Raw genomic sequence first — 24,202 nt, 5'->3', positions numbered from 1 at the left:
CAAGTGCGCCGCCGGCGCCGACATCGCCGAATTCCCGCAGGAGCGCGGCGACGACGCCGCGCTGCGCCGCTACCACATGGAGATCATCGCGCCGGCGCTGGCCGCGGTGGCGGACTGCGTCCATCCCACGGTGGCGATGATCGAAGGGGTCTGCGTGGGCGGCGGGCTGGAGATCGCCTGCCATTGCGACCTGCGCATCGCCGCCGCCGACAGCCGCTTCGGCGTGCCCATCAACCGGCTCGGCTTCCCGATGGCGCCGGGCGAGCTGGGCGGGCTGCTGGCGCTGGCCGGCCGCGCGGTGGCGCTGGAGATCCTGCTCGAAGGCCGCGTGTTCGACGCCGCCGAGGCGCACGCGAAAGGGCTGCTCACGCGCGTGGTGCCGGCCGCCGCGCTGGCCGGCGAGGTGGCCGCCGCCACCGCGCGCATCGCCGCCGGCGCGCCGCTGGCCGCGCGCATCAACAAGGAGACCATCCGCCGCCTGGCGCCCGCGCCCGAGCCGCTCGGCGCGCACGAGCTGGCCGCGCATTTCCGCTACGCCGGCAGCGCCGACCACGCCGAAGGCGTGGCCGCCTTCCTGGCCCGGCGCGCGCCGCACTTTACCGGGCACTAGCCGCGGGCCTATCATGGCCGGCTGTCGGCCCGCCCGAAAGTCCGGGCCCGATGAAGTCCGCTAAACCGCACTCGTACCGCCTCATTGACCTCTCGGGCCGATCTCCCGGGCTCCCGGCCCCCGATTGCCAATGTTACTGACGATCCCGTTCCATATCTTCCGCAACATGAACGCCAACCTGTTCGCCCTGTTCGAATCCCGCTTCCCGGCAGACCGCAGCGCCTGCTGCATCGAAACCCACGACGGCCTCTACTACAGCTGGGACGACCTCGACCGCGCCACCGCCAGGCTGGCCAGCCTGCTGGCCGCGCTCAAGCTGCCCGAAGGCGCGCGCGTGGCCGTGCAGGTGGAAAAGTCGCCCGAGGCGCTGTTCCTCTACCTCGCCACGCTGCGCGCCGGCTACGTCTACCTGCCGCTCAACACCGCGTATCAGGAAGCCGAGATCGACTACTTCATCGGCAATGCCGAGCCCGACGTGGTGGTGTGCAGCAGCGCCAGCTTCCCGTGGGTCTCCAAGGTGGCCTTCCGCCACGGCACCCGGCACGTGTTCACGCTCGACGACGACCGCTCCGGCTCGCTGCTGGCGCGCGCGGCCGGCAAGCCGGATACCTTCGCCACGGTGGCGCGCGGCGCCGACGACCTCGCCGCCATCCTGTACACCTCCGGCACCACGGGCCGCAGCAAGGGCGCCATGCTCACGCACGGCAATCTCGCCTCCAACGCCAAGACGCTGCACGCGTACTGGGGCTGGCGCAGCGACGACGTGCTGCTGCACATGCTGCCGATCTTCCACGTGCACGGCCTGTTCGTGGCCTCGCACGGCGCGCTGCTGGCCGGCGCCAAGATGATCTGGGCGCCCCGCCTCGACATGGCCCAGATCCTGAAATTCCTGCCGCGCTCCACCGTGATGATGGGCGTACCCACGTACTACGTGCGCATGCTGCAGGAATCGCGCTTCGACGACGACACCTGCCGCCGCATGCGCCTGTTCGTGTCCGGCTCCGCGCCGCTGCTGATGGAAACCTTCGACGCCTTCCGCGCGCGCACCGGCCACACCATCCTCGAGCGCTACGGCATGAGCGAGACCGTGATGCTGGTCTCCAACCCGTATGACGCCGCCGACGGCGAGCGCATCGGCGGCACCGTCGGCAAGCCGCTGCCCGGCGTCTCGGTGCGCGTGGTTGACGGCGACGGCAAGCCCTGCGCGCCCGGCGAGATCGGCAACGTGGAAGTGCGCGGCCCGAACGTGTTCAAGGGCTACTGGCGCATGCCCGAGAAGACGCAGGAAGAATTCACCGCCGACGGCTGGTTCAAGACCGGCGACGTCGGCCGCTTCGGCGGCGCCATCGTCAGCCAGTCCGGCGAGCGCAAGGTGCCCGACGACTACCTGACCATCGTCGGCCGCAGCAAGGACCTCATCATCTCGGGCGGCTACAACGTCTACCCGAAGGAGATCGAAAGCTTCATCGACGAGATGCCCGGCGTGGCGGAGAGCGCGGTGATCGGCGTGCCGCACGCCGACTTCGGCGAAGCCGTGGTGGCGGTGGTGGTGGGCAAGCCCGGCTCGGCGCTGGAGGAGGCCAGCCTGATCGGCTTGCTGAAGGGGCGGATTGCGAATTTCAAGGTGCCGAAGCGGGTGCATCTGGTGGATGAGCTGCCGCGGAATACGATGGGGAAGGTGCAGAAGAATTTGTTGAGGGTGCAGTTTGGGGGGGATTAAGGGGGGGCTTTGGCTTAACGTTAAAGTCAACTGCTTAACGTCAACGGCTGAACGTCAAAGTCAAAGTCAAAGTCAAAGTCAAAGTCAAAGTCAAAGTCAAAGTCAAAGTCAAAGTCAAAGTCAAAGTCAAAGGCTTTCGCTCCCCCGGAGCGACCTACTTTCTTTTCCCCGAAAAGAAAGTAGGCAAAGAAAGCGGGCTGCCTGGCCGGCAGGGGCAGAAACGTTGGGGTTTCTTCTTGTTGGTGGTTTCGTCGTGGGGTTCGTGGTTCTGCTGGCATCCTGCCGTTACCGGTTCGGCTGGCCACGATCTGGCTGGCGGTATGGGTTGCGGGGTCAGACCTATGATGGCGGGCGCACTGCTGGTTCGGACATCTGCCGTTACCGGTGCTGGCGGTCACGGCGTAGCACCACCGGCACTGGTTTCGTGGTGGGCGTGGTGGACCCCGCGCGGGTGTGCGGGGTTGCTTTGAACCGGATTGCCTCTCAAGTCAAAACCGTTTGGCAGTGAGATCGAATGGGGGGCCACCACGCCCACCACGAAACCAGCACCGTCCCTCTGCCGTGTGCATTTGCCCCGGTCGCGGCAGCAGCCCGAAGGGCCTGGGCCACCGCCATCATGCAGCGCCACCACGAATCGAACACCACCCGAGAGACAGTGGCCGCCAAAACCGGTACCGGCAGAATCCCAGCAGAACCACCACCCCCACCACGAAACCACCAACAACCAGCAACCCTGTTCGGCTCTGCCCCTGCCGGCCAGGCAGCCCGCTTTCTTTGCCTACTTTCTTTTCGGGGAAAAGAAAGTAGGTCGCTCCGGGGGAGCGAAAGCCTTTGACTTTGATGTTGACTTTGACTTTGACGTTAAGCCGCTGGCTTTAAAGTTGACTTCGATCTTGACGTTAAAGCTCTTAAAGCCGTTGACCTTGAACCTGAATAAAATTCCAAAAAAAATCACGCCACCCCCAACCTCTCCCTCAACTCCGCGATCTTCGCCCGGCTGACCGGCACTAGCGTGCGCTGCGCATCATCCATGACCAGTTGCACACGCTCCTCGTTCCTCACTACCTCCACCGCGTAAGCCAGGCTGACGATATGGCTGCGGTGCACCCGCAGATAAACACTGTCGTCGAGCCGCATCTCCAGGTCGGTCAGCGACAGGTTGGAGAGATAGTGTTCGTCCCTGGTGACGATGGTCGTGTAGTGCCCGTCGCCCTGGAAGCGCACGATGTCCTTGAGGTCCACCAGGATCACGCGGTTCTTGCGGTACACGGGGATCTTGAACAGCCGGCGCGGCAGCGGCGCGCTGCCTGACGCGGGCGCGTGGTGCGGCTCGGTGGTGATGTCGGTCACGTCGTAGAAGATCATGCAGGTGCCGCATACACCGCCGCTGTCCGCCATCTTGGACACCTTGATGAGCAGCACGCGGTCCGGGATGTTGATCATCATCGCCAGCGGCGGCGGCGACTTGACCGGGCAGCCGCTGGCGTCCTCGGACTGCAGCAGGAAGCGCAGTTTCTCGCGGCTTTTTTCCGGGTGCAGCTGCACCACGTCGATGCCGATCAGCCGGTCCTGGCTGACGCCGAGCGACTGCTCGCTGGCGGGGCCGAGGATTTGCAGCGCAACATCGTTGAAGGCGGTGACGCGGCCTTGCGCATCGAGCCAGACGATGCCCGGGTTGAACTGTTCCAGCTTGTGCTGGAAGGTCTCGTTGCGGCGCACCTCGGGGGCTGGCGGGGTGAACGGCGCGAGGCGGTCCATTGTGCAATCTCCTGGTTTCGATGTCGGCCTGTCGTTGTTCTTGTCTTCGCGCTCGCGGTTGCCCGGTTGCTGCCCATCGCGCGCCTGCGCGGCAATTCTGTTGTACGTCCCTGCCGTAGTTCGTGCAAGTTTCCCGGCGGTTGACGCAGCCTTGCCGGGCGTTCGGGAAGTCACATTGCTTTGCTGCGCTGCATTATGAAATGCTCCTGAAAACACAGCGATGCGCGCAAGGCCGCCGGCACGGACCGCAGGCGCGGGCGCGCGAGCGAGACAAGGAGACCAGCGTGATCCCCCGCCCGTTTGAATATCATGCGCCCAGGACGCTGCCCGAGGCGGTGGCCATGCTCGAGGAATACGGCGACGGCGCCAAGCTGCTGGCCGGCGGGCACAGCCTGCTGCCGATGATGAAGCTGCGCTTCGCCGAGCCGGCCCACCTGATCGACCTCGGCAAGGTCGAGGGCCTGAAGGGCATCCGCGAGGAAGGCGGCGAGCTGCGCATCGGCGCCATGACCACCGAGAACGAGCTGATCTGGTCGGCGCTGCTGCAGCAGAAGTGCCCGCTGCTGGTGGAGGGCGCGCGCCTGATCTCGGACCCGCAGGTGCGCTACCGCGGCACCATCGGCGGCGACATCTCGCACGGCGATCCGGGCAACGACCATCCGGCGCTGATGATCGCGCTGGACGCTTCCTTCGTGCTGGCCGGCAGGCTGGCCGAGCGCGTGGTGCCGGCCGACGGCTTCTTCCTCGGCACTTACATGACGCTGCTGGAGCCGGGCGAGATCCTCACGGAAATCCGCATCCCGGCGCCGGCGCCGGGCAGCGGACACTGCTACGCCAAGCTCAAGCGCAAGTCCGGCGACTTCGCCACCGCGGCGGCGGCCGTGATGCTGCGCCGGCGCGGCGAGACGGTGGAGGACGTGCGCATCGCGCTGACCAACGTCGCGCCCACGGCGATCCGCGCCACCGACGCCGAGCAGAGCCTGCGCGGCAAGCCGCTCGACGACGCGGCCATCGCCGAGGCGGCGCGGCTGGCGATGGCCATCTGCGACCCGGCCGAGGACCTGCGCGGCGACGCCGAATACAAGACCGCGATGGCGGGCGAGATGACGCAGCGGGCGCTGCGCACCGCGTGGTCGCGCGCCGCGCCGTAGCCGGGCGCCAGCCGCGCGGCGGGTTGCACGGCAGACAGCACGGCAAGCAGCACAGCAAACAGCACCGCAGGCCGCGCACGCGCGCGGCGACCATCGCAAGCCCCAGCGGAGACCGCACATGATCAAGAAAGTGATGGTGTCGTTCAAGCTCAACGGCAAGGACACCGACGTGGTGGCCGAGCCGCGCGAGCTGCTGATCCACACCCTGCGCGAGCGCTGCCTGCACACCGGCCCGCACATCGGCTGCGAGACCTCGCACTGCGGGGCCTGCACGGTGGACCTGGACGGCATGTCGGTCAAGTCCTGCACGGTGCTCACGGTGCAGGCCGAGGGCGCCGAGGTGCTGACCGTGGAGGGCCTGGCGCAGGGCGGCGAGCTGCATGCGCTGCAGGAGGCCTTCATGCAGGAGCACGCGCTGCAGTGCGGCTTCTGTACGCCCGGCATGCTGATGCGCGCGTACCGCCTCCTGCAGGAAAACCCCGACCCGTCCGAAGAAGAGATCCGCTACTGGATGGCCGGCAACCTGTGCCGCTGCACGGGCTACCAGAACATCGTCAAAGCGGTGCAGTATGCCGCCCGCAAGCTGCGCGGCGAAGCGGTGCAGACCTCGCATCCGCTGATGAACGAGGCAACGCACTGACGCGGCCGAATGGACCATGCCGGGCGCGCAATGGCCGTGCCCGGCGTCTGAAGCAGACGCACGGAGACGCACCATGGGAACGATGAACGCCGAAGCCGAGCGCCTCGCCGCGCTGGAGGGCATGGGCTGCTCGCGCAAGCGCCGCGAAGACCCGCGCTTCCTGCAGGGCAAGGGCACCTATGTCGATGACATCAAGATGCCGGGCATGCTGTTCGGCGCGATGGTGCGCAGCCCGTACGCGCACGCCCGCGTGAAGAAGATCGACAAGTCGCGCGCGCTGGCGCACCCCGGCGTGCACGCGGTGCTGACCGCCGACGACCTCAAGCCGCTCAAGCTGCACTGGATGCCGACGCTGGCCGGCGACGTGCAGGCGGTGCTGGCCGACGAGAAGGTCTGCTTCCAGAACCAGGAGGTGGCCTTCGTGGTGGCCGACGACCGCTACGTGGCGGCCGACGCCGCCGAGCTGGTCGAGGTGGAATACGAGGAGCTGCCCGCGCTGGTGGACCCGCACCTGGCGCTGGCGCCGGACGCGCCGGTGATCCGCGAGGACATCCGCGACAAGCAGGTGGGCGCGCACGGCGCGCGCCGGCATCCCAACCACATCTTCAACTGGAAGATCGGCGACAAGGACAAGACCGACCGCGCCTTCGACAATGCCGAGGTCACGGTCACGCAGGAGATGCTGTATCCGCGCGTGCATCCGTGCCCGCTGGAGACCTGCGGCTGCGTCGCGTCCTACGACAAGGCGCGCGGCGACCTGACCGTGTACATCACCTCGCAGGCGCCGCACGTGGTGCGCACCGTGGTGGGCATGCTGTCGGCGATCCCGGAGTCCAAGATCCGCATCGTCTCGCCCGACATCGGCGGCGGCTTCGGCAACAAGGTCGGCGTGTATCCGGGCTACGTGGTGTCGATCGTGGCGTCGATCGTGCTGGGCCGGCCGGTCAAGTGGATCGAGTCGCGCGCCGAGAACCTGAGCAGCACCGCGTTCGCGCGCGACTATCACATGAAGGGCGAGCTGGCCGCCGACCGCGACGGGCGCATCAAGGCGCTGCGCGTGAACGTCGTCGCCGACCACGGCGCGTTCGATGCATGCGCCGACCCGAGCAAGTGGCCGGCCGGCATGTTCCACGTCTGCACCGGCTCGTATGCGATTCCCAACGCCTTCGTCTCGGTCGATGGCGTCTACACCAACAAATTCCCGGGCGGCGTGGCCTACCGCTGCTCGTTCCGCGTGACCGAGGCGGTCTACCTGATCGAGCGCATGATCGACGTGCTGGCGCTCAAGCTCGGCATCGACAAGACCGAGCTGCGGCTGCGCAACTTCATCCGCAAGGACCAGTTCCCGTATCTCACGCCGCTCGGGCTGGAGTACGACTCGGGCGACTACGAGCCGGCGCTGCGCAAGGTGCTGGCCGCCGTGGACTATCGCGCGCTGCGCGCCGAGCAGGACGCGCGCCGCGCCGACCCCAAGGCCGAGTGGCTGATGGGCATCGGCGTGTGCACCTTCACCGAGATCGTCGGCGCGGGGCCGTCCAAGGCGTGCGACATCCTCGGCATCGGCATGTTCGACTCGTGCGAGATCCGCGTGCATCCGGACGGCTCGGCCATCGCGCGCATGGGCACCATCACGCAGGGACAGGGCCACCAGACCACCTACGCGCAGATCATCGCGTCGGAGGCCGGCATCCCGGCCTCGGTGATCCAGGTGGAGGAGGGCGACACGTCCACCGCGCCCTACGGGCTGGGCACCTACGGCTCGCGCTCCACGCCGGTGGCGGGCGCGGCGGTGGCGCGCGCGGCGCGCAAGATCCGCGAGAAGGCCCGGCTGATCGCCGCGCACCTGTTCGAGGCCGGCCCCGACGACGTGGAGTTCGACCTCGACCGCTTCGTGCTCAAGGGCTCGCCGGGCAAGTTCAAGACCTTGAAGGAAGTGGCCTGGGCCGCCTACAACAACGTGCCCGAAGGCATGGAGATGGGGCTGGAGGCGGTGGACTACTACGACCCGCCCAACTTCACGTTCCCGTTCGGCGCCTACCTGTGCGTGCTCGACATCAACCGCCATTCGGGCGAGACGCGCGTGCGGCGCTTCTACGCGCTCGACGACTGCGGCACGCGCATCAACCCGATGATCATCGAAGGGCAGATCCACGGCGGCCTGACCGAAGGCTTCGCGGTGGCGATGGGGCAGGAGCTGCCCTACGACGAAGCCGGCAACCTGCTGGGCGGCACGCTGATGGACTACTTCGTGCCGACCGCGCTGGAGACGCCGCACTGGGACACCGACTTCACCGTCACGCCGTCGCCGCACCATCCGATCGGTGCCAAGGGCGTGGCCGAGTCGCCGCACGTGGGCTCGATCCCGTGCTTCACCTCGGCGGTGGTCGATGCGTTCGCCCATCTCGGCATCACGCACATGAACATGCCGCACAACGCCTACCGCGTCTGGCAGCAATGCCGCGCGCTCGGCCTGGCGCAGCGCTGACGCCGGGCCCGACCACGCGCGCCGCGCCGCGGCGCGCAAGCCTGCGAGGACAAGCTGATGAAAGTCGTGCTCGAAAAGGTCTTCCCGCTCGCCGCCGGTGCCGACGCGGCCTGGCAGTCGCTGCAGGACATCGCCGCGGTGGCCGGCTGCATGCCGGGCGCCGCCATCACCGAGCGCGTGGACGACACGCACTACAAGGGCACCATCGTCGTGCGGCTCGGGCCGGCCACGATGTCGTTCAAGGGCGAGATCGAGGTGCTCGGCCTGGACCCGGCCGCGCGCAGCCTGCACCTGGCGGGCAAGGGCGCGGACTCGACCGGCACCTCGGGCGCGTCGATGGACCTGCTGGCGACCGTGCAGGGCAGCGAGGGCAGCGGCGGCGCCTGCGCGCTGTCCGGCAGGAGCGAGGTGACGATGAGCGGCAAGGCGGCCGCGTTCGGCGGCCGCATGATGAACACCGTGGCCGACCAGATCCTCAAGCAGTTCGCGGCCAACTTCGACGCGCTGGCGCAGTCGCGGCAGGCGCCCGCGCGGGATGCGGCGGCGCCGGACGGCGACACCGCGCCGGCCACGGTGGCCCAGGCCGCGCCGCCGCGCACCGAACTCAACGGCCTCGCGCTGGCGTGGGCGGTGCTGCGCGACTGGCTGCGCGGGATCTTCTCGCGCAAGGCCACCTGACGCAGGCACGCCGCCATGCCAGCCGACCGCATGCCCGACGTGGCGGCGCTGCAGCAGCGCCTGGCGCAGCATGGCTACATCGCCGAGCGCAGCTTCGCCGCCACCTTGCTGCTGACGCTGGAGATGCGCCGCCCGCTGCTGCTCGAGGGCGAGGCCGGCGTGGGCAAGACCGAGGTCGCCAAGGCGCTGGCGCGGCTGCTCGGCACGCGCCTGATCCGCCTGCAATGCTACGAGGGGCTGGACGCGCACGCGGCGCTCTACGAATGGAACTACCAGCACCAGTTGCTGGCGATCAAGCTGCTGGAGCAGGACCCGCGCTCGGTGGCCGACAAGGAGCAGGACATCTTCTCCGAACGCTACCTGCTCAAGCGCCCGCTGCTCGACGCGATCACCGCCACGCCGGCGCCGGTGCTGCTGATCGACGAGATCGACCGCACCGACGAAGCGTTCGAGGCCTACCTGCTGGAGCTGCTGTCGGACTTCCAGATGTCGATTCCCGAGCTGGGCGTGGTGCGCGCAACCGAGCGGCCCTACGTGGTGCTGACCTCCAACGGCACGCGCGAGATCTCCGACGCGCTGCGCCGCCGCTGCCTCTACCAGTACGTGGACTATCCGGGCTTCGACAAGGAACTGCTGATCGTGCGCATGCAGGTGCCGGACGTGCCCGAGGCGCTGGCGCGGCAGATCGTGGAGTTCGTGCAGGCGGTGCGGCAGATGGACATGCAGAAGCGCCCCGGCCTGGCCGAGACGCTGGACTGGGCCTCGGCGCTGCTGCGCCTGGGCGTGAGCGCGCTCGACCCCGGCGGCGCCGAGCGCATCATGGATTCGCTGGCCGCGCTGGTGAAGACGCGCGCGGACCTGGCCGGGCTCACGCGCCCGGTCGTCGAAAAACTGGCGGCGGCATGCTGAACGCGCTGCCCGGCGCCGCGCAGCGCGCTCCCGAGACGGACCTGGCGGCGCGGCTGGTGTCGCGCTACACCGGCTTCGCGGGCTGGCTGCGCGCCAACGGCTTCCGCGTGGCGAGCGAGGACATGGCGGCCTCGATGGAAGTGGCGCGGCGCATGGGCCAGCTCGACAGCGAGCTGCTGCGCTGGAGCCTGCGCGCGCTGCTGTGCTCGCGCGCCGAGGAATGGCGCCGCTTCGACGCACTGTTCGATGCCTACTTCCAGCGGCCCAACCGGCGCGCGCTGGCGCCGGCGCAGGCCAGCGGCGCCGGGCGCCTGGAGCCGCGCCGCGACGCCGGGCCGGGCGACGACAGCGAAGGCACCGCGCTGGCTTGCGCCGGCCCCGAGGCGGAGACGCTGGCGGCGGAGGGCCGCGCGGCCGCGCGCGGCGCCAGCGCGGCGGAGTCGCTCGCGCACGCGGATTTCCGCCATCTCAACCAGCCCGACGCGCTGTTCGCCATCGACGACGCGATCCGGCGCTTCGCGCAGCGGCTGCGCGGCGTGCAGACGCGGCGCGAGCGCAGCGCGGCGTCGGGCCGCATGATCGACATGGCCGCCACCATCCGGCGCAGCGTGTCGCGCGGCGGCCTGCCGCTGGAGCTGGCGTGGCGGCAGCGCCGGCGGCAACGCCCGCGCATCGTGCTGCTGCTGGACGTGAGCCGCTCGATGAGCCTGTACAGCTTTTTCTTCCTGCGCCTGGCGCGCGTGCTGAGCGCGCGGCTGGCCGACGTGCACTGCTTCATCTTCCACACTACGCTGGCGAACGTGGGGCAGGCGCTGCGCGACCCCGACCCGTGGCGCTCGCAGGAGCGCCTGGCGCTGCTGTCGGCGGGCTGGGCCGGCGGCACGCGCATCGGCGAAAGCCTGGAGGCGTTCAACCGCCGCCACGGCGCGGCGCTGCTGCATTCGCGCACGGCGGTGGTGATCGTCAGCGACGGCTACGACGCGGGCGAGCCCGGCCTGCTGCAGGAAGCCCTGCGCAAGATGCGGCGGCGCTGCCGCCGGCTGGTCTGGCTCAACCCGCTGATGGGCCAGACCGGCTTCACGCCGGCCAGCGCCGGCATGTCGGCGGCGCTGCCGTATCTCGACCTACTGGCCGGCGCGCGCGACCTGGCGAGCCTGCGGCAGGTGCTGCCGCAAGTCCTGTCGGTATTGCAGTAAACGACGTTCCGGACCCTGCCATGAACCACGCCACCATAGACCCCGCCACAGACACCGCCACGGACGCCATCGACGGCGAAGCGCTGCTGCTGCGCGAGCAGCGGCTGATCGACGCGCTGCGCCCGTTCGCGGTGATCACCGTGATCCGCGCGCAGCCGCCCACCTCGGCCTGGGTGGGCGCGCAGGCGCTGCTGGAAGAGGACGGCGCGCTGCACGGCTGGGTCGGCGGCGGCTGTTCGCGCGCCATCGTGATCCAGGCCGCGCTGGAGGCGATCCGCACCGGCGCCCCCAAGCTGCTGCGCATCAGCAACGCGCCCGCGGCGGCGGAGGCCGGCATCGAGATGCACGCCATGCCGTGCGCGAGCAACGGCACGCTGGAGCTGTTCATCCAGCCGACCCTGCCGCCGCCGGTGGCGCTGGTGCTGGGCGCCACGCCGACCGCGCTGGAAGCCTGCGTGCTGGCGCAGCGCATGGGCTTCGCCGTGGTGGCCGCGGCCGGCATGACGGTGCCGCTGGCGGCGCTGGGCCTGCGCCAGGTGGTGGCGGGCTATGACCCGGCCGCGCTCGCCGCGCTGGCGCCGCGGCTGGTGCTGGTGGCCACCCAGGGCGACGGCGACGAGGACGCGCTGGAAGCGGCGCTGCGCGGCCCGGCCGCGGCGGTGCTGCTGGTGGCGAGCCAGCGCAAGGCGCGGACGCTGCGCGAGGCCATGCAGCGGCGCGGCATCGCGCCGCAGCGGCTGGCCGCGCTGCATGCGCCGGCCGGCCCGCACATCCACGCGCGCACGCCGCAGGAGATCGCGCTCGGCGCGGTGGCCGGGCTGGTGGCGCTGCGCCGGCAGATGGAGGAAGAACAGGCCGCGCAGGCGCCCGCGCAGAGCGGCGAGGCGCTGCCGGCGATGCTGCCGTGCGAATCGATGGCACCGGCTCCCGCTGCCACCGCCGCGCGCTACGTCAATCCGGTGTGCGGCATGGCGGTCGACATCGCGTCGGCCAGGCACGTGGTCGAGCATGGCGGGCAGCGCGTGTATTTCTGCTGCGACGGCTGCAAGGTGGAGTTCGAGCGCGACCCGGACAAATACCTGCCGGCCGCGCGCGGCGCGCGCAAGGCCACATGAGCGCGCCGGCGGACGCGGCGTTGCCGGCCTTCTCGGCGGTGGTGCTGGCCGCGGGCATGTCGTCGCGCATGGGCGGGCCGCACAAGCTGCTGCTGCCGCTGGACGGCGAGCCGGCGGTGCGGCGCACGGTGCGCGCGCTGCTGGCGGCGCGGCCGCGGGAGATCGTGGTGGTGACGGGGTACAAGGGCCGCGAGGTGATCGGCGCGCTCGACGGCCTGCCGGTCGCTTTCCAGCCGAACCCGCGCTACGAGGAGGGGCAGATGACTTCGGTGGCCGCCGGCGTGGCGGCGCTGCGCATGCCGTGCCGCGTGGTGCTGGTGTGCCTGGCCGACCAAGTCCTGCTGGAGGCGGCCGACTACCTGGAGCTGGTGCGCGCGTTCGCGGCGATGCCGCGCGGCGCGATCGTGGTGCCCATGCACGCGGGGCAGCGCGGCAACCCGGTGGCGTTCTCGGCGAGCTACGCCGCGGAGGTCGTGGCCGGGCACGTGAATCCGGGCTGCCGCAGGCTGATCGCCGAGCACCCGGACGAGGTCTTCGTCCACGAGGCCGGCCACGACCGCTTCACCACCGACATGGATACGCCGGAAGACTACGCGCGCATCGCCGCGCGCGTGGCGCGGCTCACTTCAGCATCTGCACCGAGCCGTTCACCGTCACCGTGACCTGGGCCTTGCCGCCCTCGACCGGCACCGGCGCCGCATCCGACATCATGGCCTTGGCCGCGTACATGCGCGGCATCGGCTGCACCGCGCCGATCTCGCTGACCTGCACTTCGCGGATCGCGTAGCTGCTGTAGCCGAACAGCTTGGTGGTGGTGTCGGCCTTGGCGCGGAACGAGGCCACGGCCTGCTCGGCCAGCCTGGCCTCGGTGGCCTGGCGCGTTTCGCGCGAGAGCGAGAAGGCGATGTTCTGCACCTGCATCTGGCTGGCAAGCTGGCCGGCGAGCTTCGAGACCGCGGCGAAGTCGCGCGATTGCAGGATCACCTCGGCGCGCCCGCGCCAGGTGCTGATGCGGCCGTTGCGGTCGGTGGACGGGTTGATCGTGAAGCCGCCCGATTCCGCCTGCACGCCGGCCGTGCGCCGGGCCTGCGCGATGACCTGCTGCGCCTTGGCGGACAGCGCGGACGAGATCGCGCCGGGCTCGGCGCCTTCCTGCTCGGCGGCCAGGGTCAGGTGGACCACGTCGGTGGGCACGTCGGTGGCGGCCTGGGCCGACAGCGACAGCACGCCGGCGGGCGCGGGATCGCGGGCCGGGGCACCGCCCTGGGCCGAGGCGATCATGGCGGTGGTGCCGAGCAGCGTGGCGGCAAGCAGTTTTTTCATGGTGTTCTCCCGTTTCTGGCAATGCGTATTCTGACGCACCCGCGGCGCGATCGTTCCACGATGCGGGATCGACCTTGTATCCACTTGTATCCGCCCACTTGTATCTGCCCGCTAGAGCGCCTGGAGCGCGAACGCGTGCCACGCCTTCCACAGCATGTAGGCCGACAGGCAGAACAGCAGGCAGGCGAAGACCTTCTTCAGCTGCGCCACGTCCAGGCGGTGCGCGGTGCGCGCGCCCAGCGGCGCGGTCAGCACGCTGGCCAGCGCGATCACCGCCAGCGCGGGCAGGTAGATGTAGCCGAGCGAGCCGGCCGGCAGCCCCGCCACGCCGAAGCCGCTCCACACGTAGCCGATCACGCTGGCTACCGCGATCGGGAAGCCGAGCGCGGCCGAGGTGGCCACGGCGTTGTGGATCGGCACGTTGCACCAGGTCATGAACGGCACCGAGATGAAGCCGCCGCCGGCGCCCACCAGGCTGGACAGGAAGCCGATCACGCCGCCCGCGCCGAGCATGCCCGGCGTGGCCGGCAACTGGCGGTGCGGCGCGGGCTTGCGGTTGCGCAGCATCTGCCAGGCCGAGAAGCCGACGAACACCGAGAACAGCAGCGACAGCCAGCCGGTCTTGAGCGCGGCGAAGACCTTGCCGCCGCCGAGCAGGCCGCCGGCCAGGATGCCGGGCGCCAGCGCGAGCACCAGCTTCCAGCGCACCATGCCGTGCAGGTGGTGGGCGCGCACCGAGGACAGCGAGGTAAACAGGATGGTCGCCATCGAGGTGGCGATCGCCATGTGGACGATGGCCTCGTGCGGGAAATCCAGGTAGGTGAACAGCAGCGTGAGGAAGGGCACCATCAGCATGCCGCCGCCCACGCCGAGCAGGCCGGCGCAGAAGCCGGTAAAGGCGCCGAGCAGCAACAGCCCGGGAATCAGGGAGACATGCATGGAACGAGGCCGGCCTTGTGGATGTCGTTGGCGCCGATGCGCCGGGGAGGGCGGACGCGGCGCGCGCCGCGCGGGGGCAGCCGACCGGCCGATCAGCCGGTCAGCCGGTCAGCCGATCAAGCGGTCAGCCCATCAGCCGCGTGGTGATGAAGCGCCATTCGGCCGGCGTCACCGGCGTGATGGACAGGCGATTGCCCCGCCGCAGCACCACCATGTCGGCCAGTTCCTCGTGCGCGCGCAGATCGGCCAGCGAGATCAGCGGGCCCTTGCCGACGTAGCGCACGTCGACCAGCACCCAGCGCGGCGCGTCGGGCCTGGAGGCGTCGTCGTAATACTCGCTCTCGGGATCGAACTGGGTGGGATCAGGGTAGGGCTGCGAGCCGACCTCGGCCAGGCCGGCGATGCCGGGCTGCGGGCACGACGAGTGATAGAACAGCACGCCGTCGCCGATGCGCATGGCGTCGCGCATGAAGTTGCGCGCCTGGTAGTTGCGCACGCCGGTCCAGGGCAGCGTGCCGCGCCTGGCGAGGTCGTCGATGCTGGCCTCGTTCGGCTCCGATTTCATCAGCCAGTACTGGCGGGCCCGGTCGGCGGCATTGGCTTGCGAGGTGCGGCTCATTGGCGGGTTGGCTCACGGCGGAGTGGCGTTGGCGACAGCGCTATGGTGCAGCAAGCCCGGCCAAAAGAAAACCGTGTATGCCAATCGTGCGGCAGTCGCGCAGCAGCCGTGCGCCAGCCGTGCGCGGCTCGCGCGGCCGGGTGCGCCGCGCGGGCGCGAAGCGTGAAAAATGCGAAAAACGCGAGGAAATGCGGGGAGGCGCGAGGAACCGGCAGGCATCGCCAGGGCCGCGCAAAAAGAGGCCGCGCAAAAAAAACGAGCGCAAAAAAAAGGCGGTGGTTTCAAACCACCGCCTTCTCTCGTTGGGGTCCCCGCCTCGGCCGCTGGATCGGCATCCTGAACCCAAGTGAGGTTCAGAGTGGCTGCGGAAGCCGCATTTTGGGTACATCACTGACTCAGGGAGTCCCGACTGCGAACTTTGAATCAAGCGACGCGCTCGCCCACACGGCATTGTCCCGCACCAACAAATGCTTATCGGTTCAAGGAATATGATCCTGACGAACCAGGCAGGGAAACTGTCAAACGTCTGACTTTGTTGCCGTAGGACCAATCGCTTCCGCAGGCTGTCAGACGTTTGCCGTTTCTAACTTGGATGGGATGAAAACGGCGGTCAGGCACGATAACCCGACCTTTGGTGTCGCGACTATGTGGCTTGGCGCGACTTGGCTCCACTATACACCGCCGGGCATTTCATACCAAGCCCGCCGTGCCGGGCCGTTACATTTTGCCGACGCGCGCGGCACCTCGGGCACATCGCGGTCATTGCGGTGTCACAACTGTGCCGTGCGGGGCACCGCGCCGCGGCCGGCCGCGCGCGGTCCTGCCCGGTCCGCGCCCGGCCCCGTTCAGCCGCGGGAAATGGGCGCGCCGGTGCCGACATGGGCGTACTGGCGCAGCGCCTCGTCGGCGCGCTCGTTGAGCTCGCGGATGCGCGCGCGCACGGCGTCCACCGGAATCGCGCCGTCTTCCTGCTGCTTGCGCTTGAGCGAGAGCAGGTCCGAGGCGATGCTGATGGCCGCCATCACCGCCACGCGCTCCACGCCCTTGGCGGAGACGCCGCTCTTGAGGCGGGTCATCTGGTCGTCTACCAGGGCCACCGCTTCCAGCAGCGCGGCTTCGTTGTCCGGCGCGATGGCGAAGCGGTAGGACTGGCCGGCGATGCTGACTTCGACTTGCTTGTTGCTCATGCGTTTTCTCCGGGTGCCTTGGTGAGGGCGCTGTCCGCGGCCTGCGCGGCGCCGTCGCCGAGCAGGTCGAGCTGGCGGGCGTCGCTGGCGGTGGGGAGCTTGTCGAGGATCGACTGGATGCGCAACTGCGCTTCCTCGATCTTGATATTGAGCAGCTCCCGGTCGGCGGCCATCGCCTCGCGGTCGCCGCGCAGCTGGCTGGCCTCGGCCTGCAGGCGTTCGATCTCCTCGCGCAGGCGCTGGTTCTCCGCTGCCAGGGTGTCGGCGTGATGCAGCACGCGCCCGATCTTGGCGGCGAGTTGTTCGAGTTCGGTGAGCATAGAGCCTGTCATATCCGGGTTTCGGGTTCTGGGATTTTAGCCCAAGCGCTCCGCGCGCAGCCGTGGAAAGCAGCCCGGTGTGACCGGGCCAGCGCGCCGAAGTTGCATGCAACGTCGCCCAACGGGCGCCGCGGTGGCATTTCCCGCCTGCTTCCATGCATTTTCGCGCGGCCCGGGGCGGTGCGCGGGGCGTCATTGACGCTCGCGGTGAAACTGCCTACACTCGCGCACGTTCCAGGTGCTCGCAATCCTGTTCACTACAGGGTTGCAGTTCAACGGGAAACAGGGAGCCAGCCGCCGCCGCCAGGGCGCGTGCCGGGCCAACCTGTGCTGCCCCCGCAACGGTAAGCGACCGCGATCGGAAATATCGCAAGGCCGACCCATCAGCCACTGAACCGCAAGGTCCGGGAAGGCGGTCGGACTGGTGTCGCCAGCCCGGATACCGGCCTGAACGAGAGTGCGCCGCCTTCCGCAGGATGCGTGGCGCGCTTCGTCGCCAGACGGTCCGCGGGGGAACGGACCAGGCTGCTCTCTCCCTCTTCGCACCATGCGTTCATCGTCTTCCCGGCATCGCCGGCCGGCATCGCCGGCGCTTCGCCAGTCTGTTCCCGTTCTCGTTGCCGCGCGCGCGCGCCGGCCATTGTTCGCCGGCCTGCTTGCCGTGCTCGCCGCCGGCGCGCACGGCCTGGCCCAGGCCCAGCCGGCGCCCGACAGCGAACCCGCGCCGCAGCCGGCCGCGCAGCCTGCCGTTGCGCAACCGGTCGCACAACCCGCCGCGCAATCTGCCACGCAACCGGCCACGCAACCGGCCACGCAACCCGCCGCCACGCCGCTGGCCCCGGTGGTGGTGACGGCCACGCGCACCGCGCAGGCGCTGACCGAGGCGCTGCCGCACACCACCGTGGTCACGCAGCAGGACATCGTCAACTCGCAGGCGCCCGACCTGCGCACGCTGCTGCGCTCGCAGGCCGGCGTGGAATTCGCCGCCAACGGCGGCATGGGCGCCAACACCACGCTGTTCATGCGCGGCGCCAACGGCAACCAGACCCTGATCCTGATCGACGGCGTGCGCGTGTCGTCGGCCAGCAGCGGCACGGCGCAGCTGGCCAACATCCTGCCCGACCAGATCGACCACATCGAGGTGGTGCGCGGCAACGTGTCGGCGCTGTACGGCTCGGACGCCATCGGCGGCGTGGTGCAGATCTTCACCAAGACCGGCGCGGGCAAGCCGCCCGCGGCCAACGCGCAGATCGAGTACGGCAGCAACAACACGCGCCAGGCCACGGTGGGCTACGGCGGCCAGGTCGGCGACACCTCGTTCAACCTTACCGGCTCGATCTTCAAGACCGACGGTTTCTCCGCCGTCAACCCGCAGCAGCAGCCCAAGGCCAATCCCAACGACAACCCCTACGACAACAAGAGCGTGTCGGGCCAGGTCAAGCACCGCTTCACCAGCGACTGGGACGCGGGCGTCACGGCCTATTACTCCAAGAGCAAGCTGTCCTACGACAGTACCTCGGGCAAGCCGACCGACGTCTGGTGGATGGACAGCGAGCTCTACACCGTATCGGGTTTCGTCAACGGCAAGCTGGGCCGGGACTGGAGCACGCATTTCAAGGTGGCGCAGAGCGAGGACCGCAGCACCACGACCAGGAACGGCCTGTTCGACAGCCGCTTCAACACGCGCAACCGCCAGTACACCTGGCAGAACGAATACGCGCTGGCGCCCACGCACACGCTGCTGTTCGGTGCCGAGTACGCGCAGCAGGAGCTCGATTCGAGCTCCTACGCCACGCCGGTGCGCAATATCGCCTCGGTGTTCGCCGGCTACGACGGCCGCCTGGGCAAGCACCAGCTGCAGCTCAACGTGCGCAACGACCACTACTCGGACTTCGGCAGCCAGGCCAGCTACTTCGCGGGCTACGGCTACAACCTGACCGAGGCGTTCAAGCTGATCGCCAACGCCAGCAACGCCTTCCGCGCGCCCACCTTCAACGAGCTGTACTACCCCGGCTACGGCCAGCCCGGCATCCAGCCCGAGCGCGCCCGCTCGGTCGAGCTCGGCGCGCAGTACAGCACCGACGGCGCCGGCCTGCTGCGCGTGACCGCGTTCGAGACCCGCTACGACAACCTGATCGTCTCGGCGCTGCAGCCCAATGGCCTGTACCTGGCGCAGAATGTCGCCGAAGCCAAGGTGCAGGGCGTCGAGGCCTCGTGGCGCGCGCGCCTGCTGGGCACCGACGTGGGCGCCAGCGTGACCTTCCAGAACCCGCTCGACGAGCAGAACAACACCCAGTTGCTGCGCCGCGCGCGCCGCCACGCCGCCTTCGACGTGGGCCGCCAGTTCGGCGACTTCCGCCTCGGCGGCGAGTGGGTCATTTCGTCGGCGCGCCTGGACAGCGGCTCGCGCACGCTGGGCGGATACGGTATCGTCAACCTCAACGCCCGCTACAACATCGACAAGCAATGGTTCATCGCCGCCCGCGTGGAAAACCTGTTCGACAAGAACTACCAGCTCGCCTATCCCTACAACACGCAGGGGCGCGCCGGCTTTGTCACGCTGGGCTGGCGCCAGCGTTGACGGCGGCCTGAGATGCGCCGCGCGCTGGCCGTCTGGCTGATGCTCGCCGCCGCCGGCGCGGCGGTGTTCGTGCTGTCGCTGGCGGTGGGCAGCGTGCCGCTGAGCGCGGCGCAGGTGTGGCACGCGCTGGCCGGCGGCGGCGCCGACACCGCCGACACCGCCAGCGCCATCGTGCGCGAGCTGCGCCTGCCGCGCGCGGCCGCGGCCTTCGCCTGCGGCGGCCTGCTGGCGCTGACCGGCGCGCTGATGCAGGTGCTGCTGCGCAACCCGCTGGCCGAGCCCTACGTGCTGGGCGTCTCGGGCGGCGCGGCCACCGGCGCGCTCGGCGCCATGCTGATGATGTGGCCGCTGTGGACCGTGCAGGCCGGCGCCGCCGGCGGCGCGCTGTTCTCGATGCTGCTGGTGGCCACGCTGGCGCGGCGCGACCTGCTGCATCCGCAGGTGCAGGGCGGCCACCACGAGGCCGGCTCGCGCCTGCTGCTGACCGGCGTGATCCTGGCCGCGGGCTGGGGCGCGCTGATCACGCTGATCCTGAGCGTGGCGCCCGAGGCGCGCCTGCGCGGCATGCTGTTCTGGCTGACCGGCGACCTCGGCGGCACCGCCAGCTACGGTCTCGCGCTCGGCGCGCTGGCGCTGGCCGTGCTGCTGGCCATGCCGCTGGCGCGCGCGCTCAACGCCATGCTGATGGGCGAGACCGTGGCGCAGGCGCTCGGCGTGCGCGTGGGCGCGGTGCGCATGTCGGTGTTCGTGCTGGCCTCGGTGGCGATCGCGGTGGCCATCACCTCGGCCGGCTCGATCGGCTTCGTCGGGCTGGTGGTGCCGCACCTGGTGCGGCTCGCGTGGGGCAACGACCAGCGCCTGCTGCTGCCGGCCTCGGCGCTGCTGGGCGGCGCGCTGCTGATGGCGGCCGACCTGGTGGCGCGCACCGTGATCGCGCCGACGCAGTTGCCGGTGGGCGTCATCACCGCGCTGCTGGGCGTGCCGACCTTCCTCTTCCTGTTGCTGCGCAGGCCGCGCTGATGCCGATGCCAAGCTGGAACGAACCCGTCTCGAACTGTCCCGTGCTGGAATTGCAGGCCCTGCAGTTGCGCGCCGGCGCGCGCGTGCTGCTCGACGGCCTGAGCTTGTCGGTGCGGGCCGGCGAGCTGTGGTGCGTGGTCGGCCCCAACGGCGTGGGCAAGTCCACGCTGATGTCGGTGCTGGCCGGGCTGCGCAAGCCGGACGGCGGCGCGGTGCTGCTCGACGGCCGCGCGCCGCTGGAGATCGCGCCGGCCGCGCTCGCGTTGCAGCGCGCGTATCTGCCGCAGGCGGTCAGCGACACCTTCTCGATGCGCGTGCGCGACGCGGTGGCGGTCGGCCGCCATCCGCACCTGTCGGGCTGGGGCTGGGCGCGCCGCGAGGACGATGCCGTCGTCGCCGCGGTGATGCGCGAGCTCGATCTCGACGCGCTCGCCGCGCGCGACGTGCTGACCCTGTCCGGCGGCGAGCGCCAGCGCGTCTCGCTGGCCGCCACGCTGGCGCAGCAGGCGCCGCTGCTGCTGCTCGACGAACCCGCCGCGCACCTCGACCTGCGCCACCAGATCATGGTGCTGGACACGATGGCGGGCCTGGCGCGCGCCGGCCGCCATGCCGTGATCGTGATCCTGCACGACCTCAACCTCGCGCGCCGCTACGCCACCCACGCGCTGCTGCTGGCCGAGGACGGCCTGTGCCTGCACGGCGCGGCCGCCGACGTCCTCACGCCGGCGCACTGCTCGCACGCGCTGCGCACGCCGATCGTCAGCGTCAGCGACGGCCGGCATACCGCGCTGATCGCGCACGGCGCCTTCCACCCGCACCCGGGCGGGCCAGACGAACAAGACGGAATTTCATCATGACCGAACCCAACTCCAATACCACTTCCACCCCCACGCCGGAAGACGCCGCGCGCGACGAGCGCCACAACGCGCGCATGGCGCGCAAGAAGGACGTGGTCGACGCCAAGATCGCCGCCGCGCAGGACGAGCGCGGCGTGATCGTCATCACCACCGGCAACGGCAAGGGCAAGTCCAGCTCCGGCTTCGGCATGGTGGTGCGCGCGCTCGGCCACGGCATGCAGGCCGCCGTGGTGCAGTTCATCAAGGGCGCGATCCCGAGCGGCGAGGAAATGTTCCTGCGCCGCTTCCCGGACCAGTGCGCGTTCCACGTGATGGGCGAGGGCTACACCTGGGAGACCCAGGACCGCGCGCGCGACGTGGCCAAGGCCGAAGCCGCGTGGGAAGTCGCGCGCGGCCTGCTGCGCGACCCGGCCATCGGCCTGGTGCTGCTGGACGAGCTCAACATCGCGCTCAAGCTGCACTACCTCGACGTGGACACCGTGATCGCCGACCTGCGCGCGCGCCCGCCGATGCAGCACGTGGTGATCACCGGCCGCGGCGCGCCGCAGGCGCTGATCGACGCCGCCGACACGGTGACGGAGATGACGCCGGTCAAGCACGCGTTCAAGCAAGGCATCAAGGCCCAGCGCGGCATCGAGATGTAAGCTCGCGCTACGCGATTCCAGAACGACTACGAGTATTCGAACATCATGCAGTTTCCCGCCATCGTCCCGCTCGATGCTTCTCTCCGCCCGGCGCTGCAGGCTGCCATCGACGCCAAGACCAAGCCGCTCGGCGCGCTGGGCCGGCTCGAATCGCTGGCCCTGCGGATCGGCCTCATCACAGGCAGCACCGCGCCCGAGCTCCGGCGCCCGGCGGTGATCGTGTTCGCCGCCGACCACGGCATCGCCGATGCCGGCGTGAGCGCCTATCCGGCCGAGGTGACGGCGCAGATGGTGCTCAACTTCCTCGGCGGCGGCGCCGCCATCAACGTGCTCGCGCGCCAGCACGGGCTGGCGCTGGAGGTGGTGGACGCCGGCGTGCGCGCGCCGCTGCCGGCGGCGCCGGGGCTGGTCAACTGCCGCATCGCCGCCGGCACGCGCAACTTCGCGCGGGAGCGCGCGATGAGCGCGGAGCAGGCCGAGGCGGCGCTCACCGCCGGCATGGCGCGTGTGCTGCGCCACGCGCAGCTGGGCACCAACGTGATCGCCTTCGGCGAGATGGGCATCGCCAATACCTCGTCGGCCGCCTGCCTGATGAGCCGGCTCGCCGGCACGCCGCTCGACGCCTGCATCGGCCGCGGCACCGGGCTGGATGACGCCGGCCTCGCGCGCAAGCGCGCGGTGCTGGCGCAGGCGCTGGAACTGCATGCCGATGCGGTCGAGCCGCTCGACGCGCTGGCCGCGTTCGGCGGCTTCGAGGTCGCCATGATGGCCGGCGCCTTCCTGGCCGCCGCCGCCAGCCGCATGGTGATCGTGGTGGACGGCTTCATCGCCTCGGCCGCGCTGCTGGTGGCGCAGCGCCTCGATCCCGCGGTGCTGGACTACTGCGTGTTCTCGCACTGCTCGCACGAGCACGGCCACCGCGAGCTGCTCGCGCGCTTCGGCGCCGAGCCGCTGCTGGCGCTGGACCTGCGCCTGGGCGAGGGCACCGGCGCGGCGCTGGCCTATCCGCTGCTGGTGTCGGCCACCGCGTTCCTGCGCGAGATGGCCACCTTCGGCGGCGCCGGCGTCAGCACGGCGTCGGCGTAGACTGCGCGGATCGCTCCCAGGCACCGGCCCATGCTCGACGAACTTCGCTACTTCCTCACCGCGGTCGGCTATTTCACGCGCGTGCCGGTGCCGCGCTGGGTCGGCTTCGCGCCGCACTACCTGAACGCGGCGGCGCGCTATTTCCCGCTGGTGGGGCTGCTGGTGGGCGCGCTCGGCGCGCTGGCGAGCTGGGGCGCGCTGCAATGGTGGCCGCCCGGCGTGGCGCTGCTGCTCGGCATGGCGGTGACGCTGCTGGCCACCGGCGCCTTCCACGAAGACGGGCTGGCCGATTGCGTGGATGCGTTCGGCGGCGGCTACCGGGCCGAGGACGTGCTGCGCATCATGCACGACTCGCGCATCGGCGCGTTCGGCGCCATCGCGCTGGTGATGGCGCTGCTGCTCAAGTGGCAGCTGCTGCTGGCCATCGCCATGCGCGGCGGCACCGCGGACCTGCTGCTGGTGCTGGTGGCCGCGCACGGCGCCAGCCGCGCGCTCGCGGCGAGCTATCTCGCCACGCTCGACTACGTGCGTCCCGAAGGCAAGGCCAAGCCGGTGGCGCAGCGCCTGTCCGGCTTCGGCCTGGCCTTCGCGCTGCTGTGCGGCGCGCTGCCGCTGCTGCTGGTGTCGCCCGCGTTCGCCGGCGCCGCGCTGGCCGCGCTGGCGCTGCTGCGCTGGCTGCTGGGCCGCTACTTCGTGCGGCGCATCGGCGGTTATACCGGCGACTGCCTCGGCATGGCGCAGCAACTGGCCGAACTGCTGATCTACCTCGTGGCGGCGGCATGGACCTGGTCCTGATCCGCCACGCGCAGCCGCAGGTGGCGCCGGGCCTGTGCTACGGCGCGTTCGACCTCGCGCTGGCCGAGCCGGTCGCGCCCGCGCCGGCGCGCATGCTGGCCGCGCTCGATGGGCTGGCCCCGCGGCGCATCCTGTGCAGCACGCAGCAGCGCGCGCGGGCGACCGCGGCGCTGCTGGCCGCGGGCCATGCGCTCGTGCCCGAGCCCGACGCGCGCCTGCGCGAGCTGGATTTCGGCAGCTGGGAAGGGCTGGCCTGGGACGCGGTGCCGCGCGCGGAGCTGGACGCCTGGGCCGCCGACCTGCTGCACGCGGCGCCGCACGGCGGCGAGAGCGCGGCCGCGGCGCTGGCGCGCGTGGCGGCCTGGGCCGATGCGCTGCCGGCGGATTCGGGCGATTGCCTGTGGGTGGTCACGCACGCCGGGCCGATGCGCATGCTGGCCGCGCACTGGCTCGGCGTGCCGCTGGCCACCACGCTGGGCTGGGATCTGGCGTTCGGCGCCAGTTGCCGCTTCGCGCTGGGCGGCGGCGCGGCGCGGCTGCGCTGGTGGAACCGGATCTGACGATCCGTC

The 24,202-nt window shown here is 70.3% G+C and carries 24 protein-coding genes, 1 other RNA gene and 1 riboswitch; of the genes, 17 read left to right on the top strand and 8 right to left on the bottom strand.

Features of this window, described 5'->3' with window-relative positions:
* On the top strand, positions 1–610 hold a 610-nt coding region (locus AC3WXD_RS30150; protein WP_492325300.1), incomplete at its 5' end, for an enoyl-CoA hydratase-related protein.
* A 166-nt stretch (positions 611–776) separates the two neighbouring features.
* On the top strand, positions 777–2,330 hold the full coding sequence (locus AC3WXD_RS30145; RefSeq protein WP_492325309.1) for a malonate--CoA ligase: 1,554 nt from the start codon (positions 777–779) through the stop codon (positions 2,328–2,330).
* A gap of 26 nt (positions 2,331–2,356) precedes the next feature.
* On the opposite strand, the gene AC3WXD_RS30140 is transcribed toward AC3WXD_RS30145, so the two are convergent.
* Complete coding sequence (locus AC3WXD_RS30140; protein ID WP_492325299.1) at positions 2,357–2,728, bottom strand: hypothetical protein; 372 nt, start codon at positions 2,726–2,728, stop codon at positions 2,357–2,359.
* A 553-nt stretch (positions 2,729–3,281) separates the two neighbouring features.
* On the bottom strand, positions 3,282–4,088 hold the full coding sequence (locus AC3WXD_RS30135; RefSeq protein ID WP_492325298.1) for a LytTR family DNA-binding domain-containing protein: 807 nt from the start codon (positions 4,086–4,088) through the stop codon (positions 3,282–3,284).
* 284 nt (positions 4,089–4,372) lie between these two features.
* On the opposite strand from AC3WXD_RS30135, the gene AC3WXD_RS30130 reads away from it, so the two are divergent.
* The 8 genes from AC3WXD_RS30130 to AC3WXD_RS30095 all read left to right on the top strand — a co-directional run bounded on the left by AC3WXD_RS30130 (position 4,373) and on the right by AC3WXD_RS30095 (position 12,924).
* Positions 4,373–5,239: an FAD binding domain-containing protein gene (locus AC3WXD_RS30130; RefSeq protein WP_020206940.1), complete on the top strand. Its 867-nt coding sequence runs from the start codon at positions 4,373–4,375 to the stop codon at positions 5,237–5,239.
* A gap of 118 nt (positions 5,240–5,357) precedes the next feature.
* Positions 5,358–5,879 carry a (2Fe-2S)-binding protein gene (locus tag AC3WXD_RS30125; RefSeq protein ID WP_492325297.1) on the top strand — a complete coding sequence of 174 codons (522 nt, stop codon included), beginning with the start codon at positions 5,358–5,360 and terminating at the stop codon, positions 5,877–5,879.
* Positions 5,880–5,952: 73 nt separating this feature from the next.
* Entirely contained in the window at positions 5,953–8,364 is a 2,412-nt protein-coding gene (locus tag AC3WXD_RS30120; RefSeq protein ID WP_492325296.1) for an aerobic carbon-monoxide dehydrogenase large subunit, read from the top strand.
* A 57-nt stretch (positions 8,365–8,421) separates the two neighbouring features.
* The gene (locus tag AC3WXD_RS30115; RefSeq protein WP_059411063.1) at positions 8,422–9,042 is read left to right on the top strand and encodes an SRPBCC family protein; all 621 of its coding nucleotides are present in this window, start codon (positions 8,422–8,424) and stop codon (positions 9,040–9,042) included.
* Positions 9,043–9,057: 15 nt separating this feature from the next.
* The gene (locus tag AC3WXD_RS30110; protein ID WP_020206936.1) at positions 9,058–9,951 is read left to right on the top strand and encodes an AAA family ATPase; all 894 of its coding nucleotides are present in this window, start codon (positions 9,058–9,060) and stop codon (positions 9,949–9,951) included.
* Entirely contained in the window at positions 9,945–11,147 is a 1,203-nt protein-coding gene (locus AC3WXD_RS30105; RefSeq protein ID WP_492325295.1) for a vWA domain-containing protein, read from the top strand. The genes AC3WXD_RS30110 and AC3WXD_RS30105 overlap by 7 nt, the downstream gene beginning before the upstream one ends.
* Positions 11,148–11,167: 20 nt before the next feature.
* Complete coding sequence (locus AC3WXD_RS30100; protein ID WP_492325294.1) at positions 11,168–12,262, top strand: XdhC family protein; 1,095 nt, start codon at positions 11,168–11,170, stop codon at positions 12,260–12,262.
* The gene (locus AC3WXD_RS30095; protein WP_492325293.1) at positions 12,259–12,924 is read left to right on the top strand and encodes a nucleotidyltransferase family protein; all 666 of its coding nucleotides are present in this window, start codon (positions 12,259–12,261) and stop codon (positions 12,922–12,924) included. The genes AC3WXD_RS30100 and AC3WXD_RS30095 overlap by 4 nt, the downstream gene beginning before the upstream one ends.
* Here AC3WXD_RS30095 and AC3WXD_RS30090 read toward each other — a convergent pair.
* From AC3WXD_RS30090 to AC3WXD_RS30065, 6 genes are all read right to left on the bottom strand, one after another.
* Positions 12,884–13,585 (bottom strand): SIMPL domain-containing protein, encoded by a 702-nt coding sequence (locus AC3WXD_RS30090; protein ID WP_020204313.1) that lies wholly within the window; start codon positions 13,583–13,585, stop codon positions 12,884–12,886. The genes AC3WXD_RS30095 and AC3WXD_RS30090 overlap by 41 nt on opposite strands.
* Positions 13,586–13,696: 111 nt before the next feature.
* The gene (locus tag AC3WXD_RS30085; RefSeq protein ID WP_492325292.1) at positions 13,697–14,524 is read right to left on the bottom strand and encodes a sulfite exporter TauE/SafE family protein; all 828 of its coding nucleotides are present in this window, start codon (positions 14,522–14,524) and stop codon (positions 13,697–13,699) included.
* Between the two features lie 124 nt (positions 14,525–14,648).
* Positions 14,649–15,143: an EVE domain-containing protein gene (locus AC3WXD_RS30080; protein ID WP_492325291.1), complete on the bottom strand. Its 495-nt coding sequence runs from the start codon at positions 15,141–15,143 to the stop codon at positions 14,649–14,651.
* A 304-nt stretch (positions 15,144–15,447) separates the two neighbouring features.
* A non-coding RNA gene (gene ssrS / locus AC3WXD_RS30075) (6S RNA) lies at positions 15,448–15,659 on the bottom strand.
* A 329-nt stretch (positions 15,660–15,988) separates the two neighbouring features.
* The gene (locus AC3WXD_RS30070) at positions 15,989–16,330 is read right to left on the bottom strand and encodes a cell division protein ZapA (protein ID WP_020204316.1); all 342 of its coding nucleotides are present in this window, start codon (positions 16,328–16,330) and stop codon (positions 15,989–15,991) included.
* The gene (locus AC3WXD_RS30065) at positions 16,327–16,650 is read right to left on the bottom strand and encodes a hypothetical protein (RefSeq protein WP_020204317.1); all 324 of its coding nucleotides are present in this window, start codon (positions 16,648–16,650) and stop codon (positions 16,327–16,329) included. The genes AC3WXD_RS30070 and AC3WXD_RS30065 overlap by 4 nt, the downstream gene beginning before the upstream one ends.
* A 218-nt stretch (positions 16,651–16,868) precedes the next feature.
* Positions 16,869–17,115: riboswitch (cobalamin riboswitch) on the top strand.
* Between the two features lie 196 nt (positions 17,116–17,311).
* Between AC3WXD_RS30065 and AC3WXD_RS30060 the strand changes: the two genes are divergently transcribed.
* The 7 genes from AC3WXD_RS30060 to AC3WXD_RS30030 are packed head-to-tail and all read left to right on the top strand — an operon-like array spanning position 17,312 to position 24,193.
* A complete protein-coding gene (locus AC3WXD_RS30060; RefSeq protein ID WP_492325308.1) occupies positions 17,312–19,231 on the top strand; it encodes a TonB-dependent receptor plug domain-containing protein in 1,920 nt (639 codons plus the stop codon).
* Positions 19,232–19,243: 12 nt separating this feature from the next.
* Positions 19,244–20,251 (top strand): FecCD family ABC transporter permease, encoded by a 1,008-nt coding sequence (locus tag AC3WXD_RS30055; RefSeq protein ID WP_492325290.1) that lies wholly within the window; start codon positions 19,244–19,246, stop codon positions 20,249–20,251.
* A 5-nt stretch (positions 20,252–20,256) separates the two neighbouring features.
* Positions 20,257–21,108, top strand: coding sequence for an ABC transporter ATP-binding protein (locus AC3WXD_RS30050; protein WP_492325289.1), 852 nt, complete (start codon positions 20,257–20,259; stop codon positions 21,106–21,108).
* Positions 21,105–21,752, top strand: coding sequence for a cob(I)yrinic acid a,c-diamide adenosyltransferase (cobO, locus tag AC3WXD_RS30045; protein WP_492325288.1), 648 nt, complete (start codon positions 21,105–21,107; stop codon positions 21,750–21,752). The genes AC3WXD_RS30050 and cobO overlap by 4 nt, the downstream gene beginning before the upstream one ends.
* A gap of 45 nt (positions 21,753–21,797) precedes the next feature.
* On the top strand, positions 21,798–22,838 hold the full coding sequence (cobT, locus tag AC3WXD_RS30040) for a nicotinate-nucleotide--dimethylbenzimidazole phosphoribosyltransferase (protein ID WP_492325287.1): 1,041 nt from the start codon (positions 21,798–21,800) through the stop codon (positions 22,836–22,838).
* 30 nt (positions 22,839–22,868) lie between these two features.
* On the top strand, positions 22,869–23,633 hold the full coding sequence (locus tag AC3WXD_RS30035) for an adenosylcobinamide-GDP ribazoletransferase (RefSeq protein ID WP_492325286.1): 765 nt from the start codon (positions 22,869–22,871) through the stop codon (positions 23,631–23,633).
* A complete protein-coding gene (locus AC3WXD_RS30030) occupies positions 23,618–24,193 on the top strand; it encodes a histidine phosphatase family protein (RefSeq protein WP_492325285.1) in 576 nt (191 codons plus the stop codon). The genes AC3WXD_RS30035 and AC3WXD_RS30030 overlap by 16 nt, the downstream gene beginning before the upstream one ends.
* Positions 24,194–24,202: the final 9 nt, after the last annotated feature.

The sequence above is a fragment of the Cupriavidus sp. FW216-B1 genome (assembly GCF_058789195.1).
This window is presented reverse-complemented; position numbering and strand designations above follow the sequence as displayed.